Origin of the sequence: Desulfatitalea alkaliphila, assembly GCF_022968795.1 — a bacterium.
GTDB classification, from domain to species: domain Bacteria; phylum Desulfobacterota; class Desulfobacteria; order Desulfobacterales; family Desulfosarcinaceae; genus Desulfatitalea; species Desulfatitalea alkaliphila.
On the sequence record NZ_JALJRB010000027.1, the window covers coordinates 1 to 17,269 of the forward strand.

At 51.8% G+C, this 17,269-nt stretch carries 13 protein-coding genes; 12 read left to right on the plus strand and 1 reads right to left on the minus strand.

Annotation, left to right across the window (positions count from 1 at the left end):
- Positions 1–99: 99 nt before the first annotated feature.
- The 7 genes from MRX98_RS17970 (at position 100) to galE (ending at position 8,591) form a co-directional block, all read left to right on the plus strand.
- A complete protein-coding gene (locus MRX98_RS17970; RefSeq protein ID WP_246913285.1) occupies positions 100–972 on the plus strand; it encodes a hypothetical protein in 873 nt (290 codons plus the stop codon).
- On the plus strand, positions 950–3,070 hold the full coding sequence (locus MRX98_RS17975) for a hypothetical protein (RefSeq protein ID WP_246913287.1): 2,121 nt from the start codon (positions 950–952) through the stop codon (positions 3,068–3,070). Before MRX98_RS17970 ends, MRX98_RS17975 begins: the two co-directional genes overlap by 23 nt.
- Before the next feature lie 97 nt (positions 3,071–3,167).
- On the plus strand, positions 3,168–4,205 hold the full coding sequence (gene gmd / locus MRX98_RS17980; protein ID WP_246913292.1) for a GDP-mannose 4,6-dehydratase: 1,038 nt from the start codon (positions 3,168–3,170) through the stop codon (positions 4,203–4,205).
- Between the two features lie 10 nt (positions 4,206–4,215).
- Positions 4,216–5,112 (plus strand): GDP-mannose 4,6-dehydratase, encoded by an 897-nt coding sequence (locus tag MRX98_RS17985; RefSeq protein WP_246913294.1) that lies wholly within the window; start codon positions 4,216–4,218, stop codon positions 5,110–5,112.
- 5 nt (positions 5,113–5,117) lie between these two features.
- Positions 5,118–6,257 carry a glycosyltransferase family 4 protein gene (locus MRX98_RS17990; RefSeq protein WP_246913421.1) on the plus strand — a complete coding sequence of 380 codons (1,140 nt, stop codon included), beginning with the start codon at positions 5,118–5,120 and terminating at the stop codon, positions 6,255–6,257.
- Positions 6,250–7,542, plus strand: coding sequence for a glycosyltransferase (locus tag MRX98_RS17995; RefSeq protein WP_246913296.1), 1,293 nt, complete (start codon positions 6,250–6,252; stop codon positions 7,540–7,542). Before MRX98_RS17990 ends, MRX98_RS17995 begins: the two co-directional genes overlap by 8 nt.
- Before the next feature lie 74 nt (positions 7,543–7,616).
- Positions 7,617–8,591, plus strand: a complete 975-nt coding sequence (galE, locus tag MRX98_RS18000; protein WP_246913298.1) for a UDP-glucose 4-epimerase GalE — start codon at positions 7,617–7,619, stop codon at positions 8,589–8,591.
- A gap of 45 nt (positions 8,592–8,636) precedes the next feature.
- Here the strand turns inward: galE and MRX98_RS18005 are convergent, their stop codons facing one another.
- The gene (locus tag MRX98_RS18005; protein WP_246913300.1) at positions 8,637–9,557 is read right to left on the minus strand and encodes a glycosyltransferase family 2 protein; all 921 of its coding nucleotides are present in this window, start codon (positions 9,555–9,557) and stop codon (positions 8,637–8,639) included.
- A 232-nt stretch (positions 9,558–9,789) separates the two neighbouring features.
- Here MRX98_RS18005 and MRX98_RS18010 point away from each other — a divergent pair, with 232 nt between their 5' ends.
- The 5 genes from MRX98_RS18010 to asnB all read left to right on the plus strand — a co-directional run bounded on the left by MRX98_RS18010 (position 9,790) and on the right by asnB (position 17,178).
- Positions 9,790–11,931 carry a glycosyltransferase gene (locus MRX98_RS18010; RefSeq protein ID WP_246913302.1) on the plus strand — a complete coding sequence of 714 codons (2,142 nt, stop codon included), beginning with the start codon at positions 9,790–9,792 and terminating at the stop codon, positions 11,929–11,931.
- A 64-nt stretch (positions 11,932–11,995) separates the two neighbouring features.
- Positions 11,996–13,450: a flippase gene (locus MRX98_RS18015; protein ID WP_246913304.1), complete on the plus strand. Its 1,455-nt coding sequence runs from the start codon at positions 11,996–11,998 to the stop codon at positions 13,448–13,450.
- Positions 13,451–13,471: 21 nt separating this feature from the next.
- Positions 13,472–14,089: a class I SAM-dependent methyltransferase gene (locus MRX98_RS18020; RefSeq protein ID WP_246913306.1), complete on the plus strand. Its 618-nt coding sequence runs from the start codon at positions 13,472–13,474 to the stop codon at positions 14,087–14,089.
- 77 nt (positions 14,090–14,166) lie between these two features.
- Entirely contained in the window at positions 14,167–15,228 is a 1,062-nt protein-coding gene (locus MRX98_RS18025; RefSeq protein WP_246913308.1) for a glycosyltransferase family 4 protein, read from the plus strand.
- A 9-nt stretch (positions 15,229–15,237) separates the two neighbouring features.
- Positions 15,238–17,178 (plus strand): asparagine synthase (glutamine-hydrolyzing), encoded by a 1,941-nt coding sequence (gene asnB / locus MRX98_RS18030; protein ID WP_246913309.1) that lies wholly within the window; start codon positions 15,238–15,240, stop codon positions 17,176–17,178.
- Positions 17,179–17,269: the final 91 nt, after the last annotated feature.

The window sequence follows — 17,269 nt, forward strand, 5'->3', positions numbered from 1 at the left end:
AAATTTACGCTGAATAGTTACACGTTGTAGAATATGAGACCCCATCACCACGGACCATATTACTATGCAGATTGAAATGGTAGGCGGGTAAATTTATACTTGAAACGATTACTTCATTGCTTGGGATGCGCATTGTGCGTTACTGGCGTCGTCTTCGTTGTTCTTAGGCTTAAGACCTATTCACACCAAGTCGATATATCCATCTTCGATGCTACTGCCTGGACGATCATTGGCCTGTTCGCTTTAATATATGGCGCCGCCAACGCCTTATTGGCCCGCGCGTGGTGGCACATCCTGAATTTCCTTAAAGTGAATACTGACTGGAAATGGGCTATCAAGACCTACGGTCTATCGCAGCTTGCGAAGTATGTTCCTGGCAACATCTTCCATTTGGCGGGACGCCAAGCGTTGGGGATGGCGGCAGGGTTTAAGGCACCACCGCTGGTTAAATCTGCTGTATGGGAGTTGGGGTTGATCGCCGTGGCCGGCACCATTTATGGCCTTCTCGCCGTGCCACTGTTGTTCCCCGATCTATCCCTTTGGATATCATTCGCACTGTTTGTGGTAATATCGGTGTTGCTGGTTGTGACTTTGTGCCCTCTGTTATCCCCGTCGATAGGTGTCGCTCTGATTTGGCAAATGACGTTTCTTGCCATATCGGGCACGGTCTTCATCGCAACTCTATCGGCCGTGACACCTACAACTATCGGTCTGGTTGGTTTGCCTGCCTTCTGTGGGGCCTATGTGATCGCATGGTTGGCTGGTTTATTAACGCCAGGCGCACCGGCAGGTGTGGGAGTGAGAGAGATGGTATTGTTGTTTCTGCTCGGGGGGCGAATCGAGCAGGCTGATTTATTACTGGCAGTGGTGTTGGGACGATTGGTAACGGTAATAGGTGATTTACTTTTCTTTTTTGTATCAACTGCATTGAAAGCGCCTCTGAACTCCAATGACACCGTCAAAACACTTTAAATATAACTCGCTGGGCTTGGCAATATCCCTTGCTGCTGCAATAATTGTCTACTTTTCCAATAGTTCTATCATCGGACCAATGATACAGGCCGATGAAAGCAGTTATCTAAACAATGCAGCGGCTATAGCGGGATTTTTAAATGACCACGCAAGCAGTTATGGCGCCGGCTACTCACTTTTACTAGTCCCTGCATTTTGGTTTGCGCACACGCCCGCGACAATATGGGTAGGTGTGAAACTGATTAATGCCGCTTTATTTTTCATACTGGTTTGCAGCTTATGGTGTTTAGCTAGACTGTTTAGCCCTGAAGTTCCTTTAGCGCGGCGCATTTGGGCCGTCATTTTAGTGTCTGCCTACCCTATGTGGGTTATAATGGCTGGATATAGCTTTTCCCAAATCGCGTTTGCACCCTTTTATGTGCTTTCATTTATTGCTTTTACAAAATGCATAAGAGGTAAATGGGGGACTTGGTTATTGTTGGGCCTTTTGTCCGGATTTCTGTTTTGGATTCATACGACAGCAATAGCTGTTTTGATTGCATTCAGTGTTTCTTGTGGATTTGTAGCAGTAAAACGCGCCGCATATATTGAGTACGCGATTATGTTTCTCGCGGCCGCCTTGATGATCGTAATCTATAAGTACGGATTTACGCCTTGGTTACATGAACGAATGACGATTAGCGGAGCACCGCCAGGGCTTCACTACCCAAGCATTGTTAGCCTTCTACAACCACTGTTTACATGGGATGGGATAAGAAACGTTATTTCCCGAACAGGTGGCCATGTCTTCTATTTAAGTATTGGATCGTTAGGTCTAATTTGGTTAGGCTTTGTCGACCTATGGAGTAATAGGTTCGGTCCCAAGAATGCCAATAATCGCGTTTATGAAGATTTAGTACAAAGTGCAACTGCGATTTTTCTTTCACTATCAGTGTTGGGTGTAGTCGGGTTATCAGTATTGTTGTTTTCTTCGACACCCGAGGCACAGCGACTCGATCACTGGATGTATGGACGTTATGTTGAAGGGGTAATCGCGCCTGTTTTGCTCATTGGGGCGATGTCAAATAACTTTAGAAACGTGATTTGGGCCGTACCCATCGCAGTAATATCTGCGGCCCTCTTGTCGATGGAATTCGAAACCTATGTGGGTATCGCACGTTTCAACATCTCTGCATTTTGGCAAGATTTTTGGTTTAGAGATCAGGGGCTGTGGGTCTGGTTAGCCACTGGATGTGGATTAATTGGATTGGCTGCATGGATGCCGCGTCGGTTAGGTTACTCAGTAGTTTTAGCTATGTTTCTGTACTCCAGTTATCTTCAGATTAGCTGGCATAGTGCAGCCGCGCTAATTGCAAGCAAGAAATGGGATGCCGCGTTGTTTGTGAGGGAAAAATTTCCTGTAGGAACTTGCGTTGGATTTGATCATTCTGGAATCAATAGCTACAGTCGGCATGTTTACTGGTTCGATTTCGGGTTTCAGCTTTTTGACTATGAATTAAAACGTATAAGCGCTGAGAAATGGTTCGAAGAATGTGATGGCCCATTGTTTAGTTACACCAGAAATTTAGATGAACAAGGTCTAAATGTTCACCCTGCCGCGTTGAGCCCCCAGGATGGACCGACACTCTGGGTAAAAGGCCGACCAGCAGTCGACGATATTTACCCGGTGAGCGTGGCGGATCGTTCTCCAGTTTTGCTTCGAGTACTTGCAACGGGTTGGTACGATCTGGAGCAAAAACATGTCTGGTCTGGCAAGGCGGCTCAATTAAGGTTGCCGATACCCGAGTTATGTAACCTCACCGAGTGCCATGTTGAGATCAAATTTGCGGTATATGGTGCATCTAAACTTCGACCTGTTGATGTTCTACTCAGTGGTGTGTCTATCGGTCCCGTAGAGGCAAAATTAATTAGTGTAAGAAGCTCGGACCCACAAGAAATTGTGATACCTTTAGTTAATGCAGGTTCTTCGCAGAGTATTATGATTGAGGTGCCAAGTGCCATATCACCAAAGGAGTTACAGGGAAGTCACGATGGTCGGGTTTTAGGTATAGCTCTGTTTTCCATAAAACTTATCCATGATGAACTGAAAAATAATTGAAACTGTGCCGCCTATCACTGCTTTTCATAACTTCCTTTTCGTCATGAATGTGGAATCATAACTTGTATGCATTTAAAATTCTTTTTAGGAGCAAAAAGTGGCATCGAAAGCGATTATCACTGGAATTACCGGTCAGGATGGTACGTATTTGACATCGCTATTACTCGAAAAAGGATACTCGGTTTATGGCACCTTCCGTCGCACCAGTTCTGTCAATTTCTGGCGGATGGAGGAGTTGGGGATTCAAGGGCACCCGAACCTTCATCTGATGGAATATGACTTGACCGATTTGTCATCGAGCATCCGATTGTTGCAGAAAGCTGAAGCAACTGAAGTTTACAACCTTGCCGCACAGAGCTTCGTGGGTGTATCCTTCGAGCAACCCATCACAACCGGTGAAATTACAGGTATAGGTGCAGTGAACCTGCTCGAAGCCATAAGGATCGTTAACCCCAAGATCCGATACTACCAGGCTTCGACCTCGGAAATGTTCGGCAAGGTGCGCGAGATACCGCAAAAGGAGTCAACACCCTTTTACCCCCGCAGCCCCTATGGAGTTGCCAAGCTCTATGCGCACTGGATGACCATCAACTATCGTGAAGCATACGGCATTTTCGGCACCAGCGGCATACTTTTCAATCATGAGTCACCGTTGCGCGGATTGGAGTTTCTGACGCGCAAGGTAACGGACGGCATCGCTAAAATCAAGTTGGGCAAGCTCGATGCATTGGAGCTGGGCAATCTTGATGCAAAGCGGGACTGGGGATTTGCCCGGGAGTATGTCGATGGGATGTGGCGCATGCTGCAGGCGGAAAAGCCTGACACTTATGTGCTGGCCACTGGACGTTCCGAATCGGTGCGTGAATTTGCAACCATGGCGGCCAAGGTGGCCGGATATGACCTAAGGTGGGAAGGCGAGGGTACCAACGAGACAGGAATTGATCGCGCAAGCGGGCGAACCTTGGTTAAAATCAATCCAAAATTTTACCGTCAGGCGGAGGTCGATATGTTGATCGGCAACCCTGAAAAGGCCAGGACGGAACTGGGTTGGGAAGCCGAAACGACGTTGGAAGAACTATGCGCGTTGATGGTCGAGGCCGATATCCGACGCAACGAATCAGGAGTGTGTTATTGAAAGCCAAGCTATGAAAAGGGTTCTGATTACTGGAATTACGGGCTTCACTGGACACTACGTCGAAGTTGAACTTGCAAAACACGGCTGGGATGTTTGGGGATTCTGTGAACATTCCGGCCCGAGCAAAACGTGCTACCGCCACGTCGACCTGACCCATGCGGCTTCGGTTAATGAGGCGGTCGGTTATGTGGGGGCCGACGCTGTTGTTCATTTGGCGGCCGTCTCATTCGTTGGTCACGACAAGGTGGATGATTTCTACAGAGTGAACTTGATGGGCACGCGCAATTTGTTGGCCGCGCTCGCCGCTGTTGAAAAAAAACCTGAATGCGTGATTCTTGCAAGCAGCGCGAATGTTTATGGCAACAGCACCGAAGGCGTGTTGAGCGAGACAACGCCGCCCAATCCGGCCAATGATTATGCCCTGAGCAAGTTGGCGATGGAATACATGGCACGCTTATGGTTCGAGAGATTGCCGATTGTGATAACACGGCCCTTTAATTACACCGGGGTGGGGCAATCAAAATCATTTCTGTTGCCCAAGATTGTCGAGCACTTTCGTCAGCGGGCATCCGTTATCGAGTTGGGCAATATGGATGTCTGGCGGGATTTTTCCGATGTCAGGGCCGTGGCGACAGTTTATCGACGATTATTAGAGGTGCGGCCGAAAGGTGAGACCGTGAACATCTGTTCCGGTAGAACCCACTCACTGCGTGATGTTTTGTCCATGGCGAAACGGATCACTGGTCACAAGCCCGGGGTGGAAGTCAATCCGGCGTTTGTGCGCGCGAACGACGTCCGGTCGCTATGTGGGGACGCCTCTAAACTGCGTCGGCTCATCGGCGATTGGGACAGCCCGCCTTTGGAGGAGACCCTGCGTTGGATGCTGACCGAGGTGGATGCCTATTGAAAGTAGTGCTTTCCGTCGATCCGATTAAATTCCCTCTGACCGGTATCGGTCGATATACGTATGAATTGGCGAAGGGACTGGCTTTAAGTGGTGAGGTGGCCAGTCTTCGTTTTTTGAGGGGTGGGCGTTTGTCCGACACACTGACGGAACCATCAGAGAACTCTTCCGCCGAACATAGGGCAGGCTTGCGCCGGATGTTGGCAAAGAGCAGGGCCATTGTTTCCCTGTACCGCAGGGTGGCGCCCCGTTTGAAAGCGCGCGTTTTGAGGGGCATGGAGGATTATGTTTTTCACGGTCCCAATTATTACCTTCCCCCCTTCAAAGGGACCAGCGTTGTGACGATTCATGATTTATCGCCATGCCTTTGGCCCGAGTGCCATCCTGCGGAACGCATTCGTTTCATGTTACCCGAGATCGAATTGTCCCTCCAGCGGGCCAAGGTGTTGATTACCGATTCAGAATACACTCGAAGGGAGGTCGCCGATTATTTTAACTGGCCGCTGGAAAAGATCCATGCCGTACCGTTGGCCGCCGAGGCAGCCTTCCATCCGCGGCGGCCCGTGGAAACGAATCGCCGTCTGAAGAAATACGGCTTGACGGCAGGCGGGTATTGCCTATTCGCGGGCACAATAGAGCCTCGCAAGAACATCGATCTTTTATTGGATGCGTACATGATGCTGCCGGTGGACATCAGGCGAAGATGGCCGTTGATTTTGACAGGATACCAAGGTTGGAACAGCGATGCTCTGCATGCGCGTTTGACCGCTACAGCGCAGGCGGGATGGGCACGTTACCTGGGGTTCGTGCCTGCCCATGATTTGCCGTTCCTTTTCGCAGGCGCGCGATTGTTCGTATTTCCTTCGCTGTATGAAGGTTTTGGCCTTCCCGTACTGGAAGCGATGGCTTCCGGTGTGCCGGTGGTGTGTTCCAACGCGGCATCACTGCCTGAGGTCGTGGGAGATGCAGCCGCGATGTGCGATGCAAAAGATGTGGAAAGATTATCCCGATTGATCGGGGTCGGTTTGAAAGACGAGGGGTGGAGGACCAGGGCTGTTGAAAAAGGGCTCGCCAGGGCAGGGCACTTCAGTTGGCAACGCTGTACCAATGAAACGATTGCCGCATACCAAGCCGCATTGAATGCTTGAAGGACATCAACCCAACTTTGAATGCGGGGGAACAATGAAGGTATTGCAAATATATAAGGATTATTATCCACCGGTTAAAGGCGGAATTGAAAAACATGTCAACTTGCTTTCCAATGGCTTGCGGAGCAGGTGGATCGAGGTTGAAGTTTTGGTCTCGAACACGAGCAGGCGCATGGAGATGGATTGCTGCGAAGGGATCAATGTGTATAAGGTGCCCCAATTGGGGCGTCTGTCGTCCGCGCCACTGAATTTCAGCATGCCTTTCTGGATTAGAAAACTTGCTTCGAATGCCGATATACTCCACTTTCACTTTCCAAATCCGACGGCGGAATTTTCCTATCTGGTATCCGGTTTGAAGAAGAAAGTTGTGGTGACTTATCACAGTGATATTGTACGACAGGTCTATCTGAAAGAACTGTACGCGCCGTTCATGCGGAATTTTCTTAAGAAAGCGAATGTCATTATCGTCACATCGCCACAATATTATCAAACATCCAAAGTTTTGTGTAAGTACAAGGACAAGTGTGCGATCATCCCGCTGGGGATCGATTTGAATAACTTTAACAACAATTTCGACAGACTTTCTCGTACTGTCCATCTGCGCCGGAAGCACGGCGAGCGGCTTGTTTTGTTCGTTGGCAGATCCAGATATTACAAGGGATTGCATGTGCTGATGGAAGCCATGCAGAAAATCGATGCCAAGCTGCTCGTCGTGGGCGCGGATCACAATGATGAACAGGTTATCAATTCGCTTGGGCCGCACGGGTTGCCGGCCAATGTGGAGGTGTTGGGCGAGCTGAATGACGAAACGCTTGCCGACTATTTCCACGCTTGTGATGTCTTTGTGTTGCCGTCCGTTGAACGCAGCGAGGCTTTCGGCATTGTTCAATTGGAGGCAATGGCTTGCGGCAAACCGGTCGTGTCCACCGAACTCGGGACAGGCACGAGTTTTGTAAACGCCCACGAGAAAACAGGCCTTGTCATCCCGCCGAACAATCCGGATGCACTTGCAGAAGCCGTCAACCATTTATTATGCAATCCGGACATATGCGAACAATATGGTGAGGGCGGGATTTCCAGGGTGAAACAATTCTTTTCATTGGAACAAATGGTAGATCAAACCGTAGCACTTTATCTGAAAATTCAGAATGGTGGGGCAAGTTTTTTACACTATCAACCCAGCATTGAGTGCCCTTTCGGAAGGATGGAAGAAGGCGCGAATCGGGCTGGAAGAAGGGTTGCAACGGACCTATTAGGCAAGGTTTGTGGAGAACGAAGCCGGTAATGCCGTCCCTGGCTGAGCACAACGCATCTTGGATCGGGATGGGAATTCGAAATCAGGTGGTTTGAGGATTTTCAATGAGGGGTTTGCGTATCCTTGTAACGGGCGGCGCGGGGTATATCGGGTCGCATGTGGTCAAATTGCTTGACGCTCTGGGGTGCCGGGTGACGGTTCTGGATGATTTGTCCACCGGGTTTCGGGAACTGGTGCATTGGGGGACTTTTGTTCAGGGCGCAACGGGTGACGTACCTTTACTGGAAGATCTTTTCGCCGCTGGACGCTTTGATGCGATCCTGCATTTTGCCGCCTTTTCCCAGGTTGGCGAGTCTGTGGCGTATCCGATGCGCTATTACCAGAACAATGTGGGCGGCACTATGGTATTGCTGGATACTGCACTGCGGCACGGGGTGCGCCGTTTCATTTTCTCTTCCAGTGCGGCGGTTTACGGGGAGCCGCTCCAATTGCCCATTGATGAGTCCCACCGGTGTTTGCCGACCAGTCCGTATGGCGCGACCAAGCTGACAGTGGAGCGATTGCTACAGGATTGTGCGCAGGCGCATGATTTGGGTTTCGGGTGTTTACGCTATTTCAATGCGGCGGGTGCCGATCCGTCGGGAGTGATCGGCGAGATGCATGATCCTGAGACCCACATCATCCCTCGGCTGCTGGGCGTTGCCGCGGGCCTGGAGGGCGCATTTTCAGTATTCGGCCAGGAGCATGACACGCCGGACGGGACCTGCATTCGGGACTATGTGCATGTCAACGATCTGGCTTGGGCCCATGTGCTGGTGCTCCAGGCCCTGATGGATGGCTCTCGGGGACTGATCTATAATGTCGGGAATAGTCGCGGATATTCGGTTATGGAAGTGGTGGCGGCGGCACGGGCGGTTACAGGATGCCCCATACCGGTGCGTTTCGAAAAGGCGCGACCCGGCGATCCGGCGGTGCTGGTGGCGGATTGCACAAAGATTAAAGCAGAGCTGGGTTGGAAGCCACGTTATGAAGCGTTGGAGATGATGGTGGCGACCGCCTGGAACCGGCACAAGAGATAAGAAAACGCTTCAACGGTCGAGGCGACAGGGCCTTGCAACCGAGGGTCAGGTGATGGCGGCGCGGGTACACGGCCCCATGCGGCCGGTGAGGCCATCCAGCACCCCGAGGAGCATGGCCCTAATTTTTTTATGTTTTCTGTTTTCGTAAATGATGATAGTGAGCGCTTCGTGGATCAGGCGCAGCGCTATCAAGGCGCTGAAAGCGGGAAATGGCCTGAAGTGCTGCAATGCAGTTCGGATGCCGTTGCGGGCGATGTAATAGCGGCGGACCGGCGGATGGTTGTTGGGCTTGAGGGTCAACCCGAGCCATTTGTGCTGCGAGCGGTGGCCGATGGCGTGGTTGAGCACCGCATTGTAATTGACGGCGACTTGAAGATGCTTGCCGGCCATGCGCAAGCAGTATTCATTGTCGATGAAATCGATGAAGTACGCTTCCGGAAAGGGGCCGATTTCCTGGTAGCGCGAGTAGGGCAGGAGACTGCCGGAGGTGATGGCGATGATGCCCGTGCCCAGCAGGGCGCCGCGGGCATCGGGGCGGGAGTGGTGACCGAAGCGATATTTGCGGATTTGCGGAAACCGGGTGAGGCTTTGGCAGTTGCGGTCGAAGAATTGGGGTACATAGAGGGCGCAACGGTCGGTTCGCCGGTCGATGCGCTGCCTGAAGGCCAGCATTTCTGTAAAAAAGGCGCGGTCCACCCGGGAATCTTGATCGAACAGGAAGATGTTGTCCAGTCCCTGTTGGCCGGCCAGGCGAATGCCCTGATTGAGAGCGGCGGCCAGGCCTATGTTTTGGTCGTTGAGGATCAGCAGGCTGTTGTCCCAACGGCAGAAACGGGGCCGCGCTTCCATGGGGGTGTTGTCCACCACCACGAGCAGATCGCACCAAGCGGCGAGGTGCGCAAGGTTGCGGAGCGCTTGGCGGTCCGGATGGTAGGTGACGACAATGCAAGCAAAGGGTTGGTGCATCGGGTGGCGGCACTTTCGTTGTGCGCGATGCCGGGTGGGACACCGCGCGGTGAAGTCGTTGGGTAAGGATTTAGCACGTCCTCCTTGGGTTTATCAACCTTGCGCCGCGTCCTTCGCGACGGGTGATGAGCGCTGCAGTGGAGTCGGGCCGGGCTTTGCGGTAAATGATGACCGTTGTGCTTTGTAACAGCAGACATTCAAACAGGTGATCGCGGGTACCATGGATATTGTAATGGTTAACCATAACAGCACGGATTGTGCTGTTCGGGCGATAGAGAGCATCAAGCGCAACGGTGCGGGGTTGGTTTCCCGTATCGTGGTGGTGGACAATGCCTCCCAGGACGGTCCTGATAGAATCGTGGGCCATCATCCGGAGGTGCGTTTGGTGTTGAGCAAACGTAATTTGGGGTATTCCCGGGCGGTGAATTTGGGTATGGCGGAATGCCGGTCGGACTACGCCGTGATCATGAATCCGGATACGGTCATTGTGAACCACTTTTTCGGTAAGGTGGTCGAATTTTTGGAGACACATCCCGATGTGGGGGTGGTGGGACCCAGGGTTTTCGATGCGGACGGCAGTATCCAGGGGTCGGCCAGACGTTTCCCCACCGCCTGGAGTTATGCCTTCGGCCGCAAGTCGCCTTTGACGCGCTTTTTTCCCAACAACCGGGTCTCCCGCAAGGAGTTCATGTGCTTCGACGCGGAAAGCCGGTATCCGATGGTTGTGGACTGGGTTTCCGGCGCCTGCATGGTCGTTCGGCGGGCAGCGTTCGATGCGGTGGGTGGTTTTGACAATCGTTTTTTCCTCTACTGGGAAGATACCGATCTGTGCAAGCGGATACATGAAGCCGGGTGGCGCATCGTTTATTATCCCGGGGCGGAAATGATTCACATCGTGGGCATGAGCAGCAGCACCAAGCCGATCAAGTCGGTCTGTCACTTTCATCACAGTTGTTATAAGTTGTTCGACAAACATGCGACAGGCGTTTCCCGGCTGCTGGTGCCGTTGGCGTTCTGGGCTTTGGCGATGCGCTGTTTTTTTGTGGTTCTTTTGAATTTGGTCCGGCAGGTCGCCGATATGCAAAGGGGACAACGGCCTCCGGCGCGCAATGCGCGGCAACAGCCGCCCGGGAACGACCACCGCATCCGGGTGTTGCGCATCATATCCCGTCTGAACATCGGCGGCCCTTCCATCCATGTGGCCTTGCTCACCCGCAGGCTGAATCAACAGCGCTTTGATTCGCGCTTGACCCATGGCTCGATTTCGGCGGGAGAGGGGAGCATGGCCTTCTTGCTGCACGGTTGCAACGGTGCGGTGCATCCCATTGCGCAGTTGCAACGCGAGATCCGTCCCCTCAAGGATCTGGTGGCGCTTTTCCGGTTGTTCGGGCTTATACGGCGCCACAAACCGCACATTCTTCACACCCACACCGCCAAAGCCGGCGCCATCGGCCGACTTGCGGCCATTGCCTATATGAAGCTGACGGGTAGATCACTGGCCCTGGTGCACACCTTTCACGGCAATGTGCTCGAGGGATACTTCAGCCCGGTCAAGTCAAGGATGTTCACGATCATTGAACGGTTCCTGGCGGGCTTCACCGACACCATCGTCGCCATCAGTCCCACCCAAAAGTGGGAGTTGGTCGATAGGTATGCCATCGCAAAGGCCGGTCAGGTGAAGGTGATTCCCCTTGGGTTCGACCTGTCGCCTTTTTTTCACGCCAAGGCGCGTCACGGCAAGGGTGCTTTCCGAAAAATGCATGGGCTGGACGAATCGTCGATCCTGGTGGGTATTGTGGGGCGTTTGGTGCCCATCAAAAACCATCACCTGTTTTTGGAAGCGGCAAGAGATGTTTTGTCGGCCCGGAATCATCCGCCGGTACAGTTCGCCGTTATAGGGGATGGCGAACTGAGACGGGCACTGGAAACCTATGCCCGGGACCTGGGCATCGGCCTCAGCGTGTTTTTTTGCGGTTGGACCCGAGAGGTCGATAGGGTTTACGCCGATCTGGATGTATTGGCGCTTACTTCCATTAACGAAGGAACACCGGTTTCCATCATCGAGGCCATGGCGGCGGGGGTGCCGGTGATCACCACCAAGGCGGGCGGGGTCCAGGATCTGATGGGTAAGCCTTTGCCCGAAAACGGCCGGCGCAAAGGCTTCGCGGTCTGCCGGCGCGGGATCATGTGCGCCAACAGCGATCCGGCAGCTTTCGCGGAGGGGTTGCGATTTTTGATCAACGGCAATGAAGAGTTGCGTGCGACGCGAACGCAGCATGCACGCCGATTTGTGGCGGAAACCTATTCCGAGCAGCGATTGGTGCGGGATATCGAGGCGCTTTACGAACAGCTGATCGGCAACAAGGGCGATTGATTGTGCGCTTTTGAAAAGACCTCCTGAAGCGATAACGGGCGCCTCTTTAACGCGTTCGCCCCTGTTGGCCAAAAACACGCTGCTGAACCTGGTGGGTTTCGGCGCGCCGGCCCTGGTGGCGCTGTTTGCCATTCCCCTGATCGTTGAGGCCTTGGGCACGGATCGCTTTGGCATTTTGACGCTGACGTGGGTGTTGATCGGTTATTTGAGCCTCCTGGATATGGGTCTGGGCAGGGCACTGACCAAGCTTGTGGCCGAAAAGCTGGGGCAGGGGGCCGTCGAAGATATCCCGGCAATGATCTGGACGGCCCTGTCGGCCATGGTGCTGCTGTCCATCGGGATGAGTCTTTTGCTGGGTTTGTTCAGCGGCAAGATTGTGCAGGAGTGGCTGAATATTCCCTTGCAGTTGCAGGGCGAAGCCCGCGCCACGTTTCTGATGCTGACCCTTTTTGTCCCGCTGGTGATGGCAAGTGTGGGTTTCCGCGGTGTTTTGGAGGCGTACCAGCGCTTCGATCTGGTGAATGCCGTGCGCGTTCCTCTCGGCATTTTCTCCTTCGCCGCTCCTTTGGCGGTGATCCCTTTCAGTGTCAACCTGGTTGTGGTTGTTGCGGCCTTGCTGGTGGTGCGTCTGCTGGCGGTAATCGTTCAATTCCTTTTTTGCCTCCGTATTGTGTCAGGTTTACTCTCCGGCTTCGGCATGCAATCCGCCATTTTTTTCCGCCTGCTGCGATTCGGCAGTTGGATGACGCTCAGCAATGTCATCAGTCCGGTGCTCGTCTACGCGGACCGTTTCTTGATTGGCGCTTTTCTATCGGTTACGGCTGTTGCATTTTATGCAACTCCAAGCGAGGCGATCACACAGCTGACACTGATTTCCGCTGCACTGATGGGGGTTATGTTTCCGGCTTTTTCGTCAACATTTCAAGTGGATCGTCTGCGTAGCGCACATCTGATGGACAGAAGCCTGAAATATGTTTTCATCGTTCTTTTCCCAATTGTTTTTCTGGTGGTTGCCTTTGCGGGCGAATTGCTCACGGTTTGGTTGAACATCGAATTTGCCCAAACAAGTTTTCGCGTGTGCCAATTCCTCGCAGTGGGAGTGTTTTTCATCTGCTTAGGTCAGATGCCGTATGCCCTAATACAGGGGGCCGGTCGTCCTGACTTGACCGGCCGTTTGCACCTTTGCCAGCTGCCTCTTTATATCGTTTTATTGGTTGTTGTGGTAAGGTGGGCCGGAATCAACGGCGCTGCTCTGTTATGGGCTGCTCGAGCTTTTATAGATATGTTTTTCATGTACATGATGGCTCAAAAACTACTTGGACCCGACAAGCTGCGAACGTTGCCCAAAGCGACGCTACTATTTTTCGCACTATTTTTGTTGTGTCTGTTTGCGGTGATTGCACCGTTACCTGTTCGTATCGGTGGTGCCGTTTTTACCATGGCCTTGTTTGGGTGGTTTGCCGTGCGCTATCTATTATCCCGCGATGAGATCGCTTTTCTGATTTCGATTAAAAAATAGCCAACGACAGGAAAATCCTCCGTGCCGACAACACATGACATTTCGGATTTCATTCGAAAAAGAAACGAAAACGGACAACCTATAACTTTGGAGCTGGGATGTGGCGATCGAAAGAGACACACGGATGCGATCGGAATTGATGCCTTGGATTATGAAGGCGTTGATATCGTTGGCGATCTGCAAGATGTGCTGAAACGATTTCCTGACAAATGCACATCCGGGGTTTTTTCGTATCATTGTTTCGAACATTTAATGAATCTTGGCAATATAATGGATCAGCTGGCAAGAATAATGAAGAGCGGTGCGAAACTGGAGGTTGTGGTTCCCCATTTTTCAAATCCTTATTTTTATTCAGATGCAACACATCGTCAACCGTTTGGGTTGTATACTTTTTCTTATTTTGCACGGGAATTTATCTTTTCCCGAAAGTGTCCAGACTATAAAAATACGATATGTTTCGAAATCAAGAAAACAAAGCTGATCTTCAAATCACCACGTCCCTTCTACGGGAGATGGGCGCTGAAAAGAATTATCCAGGCCATAGTGAATGTGAGCAGTTATTCCATGGAGTTTTATGAAGAAAACCTATGCTGGCTGATTCCTTGCTATGAAATCCACTTTGAATTGGAACGGTTATGAAATTTGAGGGTTTGCAACGCTTGTGGGTGGATGGGCAAAATCTGCCTGAAACCTTTTAAAATCAGAATCATTTTTTGATGAAGCTACTCGCCCTTCCAAAGTATCCCAGAATCGGCCCAAGCAGCAGGTTGCGGCTTTTTCAATTTCTTCCCTATTTACAATCCGCGGGAATCTCCGTACAGGTTCAACCTTTAGTCGGGTCTGATTATATACGCAAGCTTTTCTCAGCCGGTCAGAGGCCACTTTTTGACTTGTTTTTCGGGTATTGGAACCGTTTAAGACTTCTAAACAAGATCGACGACACGGATTTGATCTGGATCGAGAAAGAGCTTTTTCCTTGGATACCGGGAGTGGACGTAAAACTCTTGAATAAAATCAATCGACCATTCGTGGTGGATTATGATGATGCCGTTTTCCATCTCTACGACCAACACCACAGACGTTTCATCCGTAAAATTCTGGGGAAAAAAATCGGATGGATAATGCATAGCGCAAAATTGGTAACCGTTGGGAACACTTACTTGGCCGACTACGCTGAAAGGGCGGGTGCTGATTGCATTCAAATCATACCCACTGTTGTGGATACGATGCGCTATGGATTTCGATCTAAACCTGATCGGGATTTCTGCATTGGTTGGATAGGGTCACCCATAACCCAGAGATATCTGGAAAACATCAGAGGTGCACTCGAGATCGTTGTTCGCGAGGATCGCCTTCGATTGGTGCTCGTTGGCGCCTCAAATTCTGCTTTGCGTGGTATTTCGTCTGAAATCGTTCAATGGTCGGAAGAAACAGAAGTTGAGTCCATTCAAAAGTTCGATGTGGGGATTATGCCCTTGCCGGACAATTCCTTTGAAAGGGGTAAATGCGGATACAAACTCATTCAATGCATGGCTTGCGGTGTTCCTGTAGTAGCCTCCCCCGTGGGGATAAACCAAACGATCGTGCAACACGGTGTCCACGGTTATCATGCACGAACCCAGGATGAATGGGTCAGCTGTTTACGATTGCTTGCGGCGAACCGCGAATTGCGTGAAAAGATGGGTAGGAAGGCTCGGGAAAAAGTGATGCGCGAATTTGCGTTGTCGCGCGTGGGTCCTTTGCTCGCCGAAATACTAACAGCAGCAGCGAAACGATAGAATAAAAATATGTGTGGAATTGTTGGTTTTTTTTCCAGAAATGATTTTGTTTCATTATCCCGGGATCTCCTGACTGCACGCGATGCGCTTAAACATCGCGGACCCGACGATGCGGGAATTTTCATGGATTCAAGCAGCGGCATCGGTCTGGGGCATCGGCGTCTATCCATCATCGACCTATCCGATGCCGGGCGCCAGCCTATGAGCGACGCGGACAGACGAGTTTGGGTGGTCTACAACGGCGAGGTATACAATTTTAAGGAAATCCGCGCCGAATTGTCTGCGCTGGGACATGTTTTCCGTGGCAATAGCGATACGGAAGTGGTCTTGGAAGCCTATATTGCATGGGGTGTAGGTTGTTTTGGGAAATTTGAAGGGATGTTCGCTTTGGCCATCTGGGACGGCAGGAAACGGCATCTCGTATTGGCGCGTGATCCTTTAGGGATCAAACCGTTATACTTTTACAAAAAGGACGATCAGCTCCTTTTTGCTTCCGAGTTAAAGGCCATCATGGCCTTTAATGCCTTTGACCGGGATGTAGATGAAGACGCTGTGTCTCTCTTGTTGCACTACCAGTATATACCGACCCCGCGCACCGTTTTTAAGAACACATGGAAACTGCAGCCGGGAACCTATATGATTTGGGGCAGTGCGGGGGAGGTCAGCAAGAAATTCTGGCACTTGCCTCCACCGACCGAAGAGCCGGACGGAAATTTCTCGACGGAGCCAATGGAAGAGGCGGTTTTGGATAGCCTTGATGATGTGCTGACACGTGCAGTGAACGACCAAATGGTGAGCGACGTACCTCTGGGAGCGCTGTTGAGTGGCGGGATCGATTCATCGCTGGTGGTGGCCTTGATGCAAAAAATCAGTGCGGCGCCGGTACGCACCTTTAGCATCGGGTTCGATGCACGCGGGTACGATGAGTCGCCCTGGGCCGAGAGGATCGCTGCTACCTTAGGCACGCATCACACAAAGTTGTATGTCACTCCGGATGAGGCGCTGGAGATCATTCCGCGCCTACCTGAAATATATGATGAGCCGTTCGCAGACGCTTCGGCAGTTCCGAGCGCGATAGTGTGCAGGCTCACACGGGGACAGGTGAAGGTTGCACTGTCCGGAGACGGCGGCGATGAGCAATATGCGGGTTATATGCGCTACTGGATGACCGGCGTTGTTTCCCGTTGGCTGGCGGCGCTACCGCCAGGTAGTCGACGCCTTCTGGCGGCAGCGGTCAGCGGATTGCCCGCTCCCTGGCTGGAAACCGGTTACCTCAGAATTCGCGACTGTTTGCCACGAAGATTCCAGGTAGCCAATTTTGCTGAAAAATGGCGTAAATTAGGAGACATTCTGACATTTGCCCCGCTGTCCGAAATTTACCGGGCAACTATCTGTGTGTGGGGCAGGAAGGAATTGGCTCGGCTTGCGCGCCGGACACCACCATTGGGCGGATTCGAATCCGCCTTCGATCATCCGCCTGATTTGCCGGAGCTTTCCAGGTTAATGTGGGTGGATCAGCAGACCTACTTGCCGGATGCCATGTTGACCAAGGTGGATCGGGCCAGCATGGCATTCGGCCTGGAAGTGCGGGTGCCCTTGTTGGATCGGCGGGCTGTGGCACATGCCGCGACCATTCCGAACCATCTCAAGTACCGAAACGGGTCAGGAAAACACATTTTGAAAAAACTCCTGACCCGTTATGTCCCTTCTGAACTTTTCGAGCGGCCAAAAATGGGGTTCGCCGCACCTATCGACCAATGGTTGAGGACGAAGCTCAAGTCTATGTTGACAGACTATTTGTCCCACGCCCGTATTGCGTCGGAGCACCGCTTCGACCCGACCATGGTGGAAAAGACGATGGATGCGCACCTGAGCGGCCGGTACAACTACCAGTATCGCCTCTGGACATTGCTGATGTGGGAAATGTGGCGAGAAAGATGGTTGCCTTGAGGGGGCTTTTCATTGCCATGTATGCCGCCTTAGGCTAAGAAGTTTGTTTTCATGCATAACATTCAAAATAGATTCAAAAAATTTGTAATTA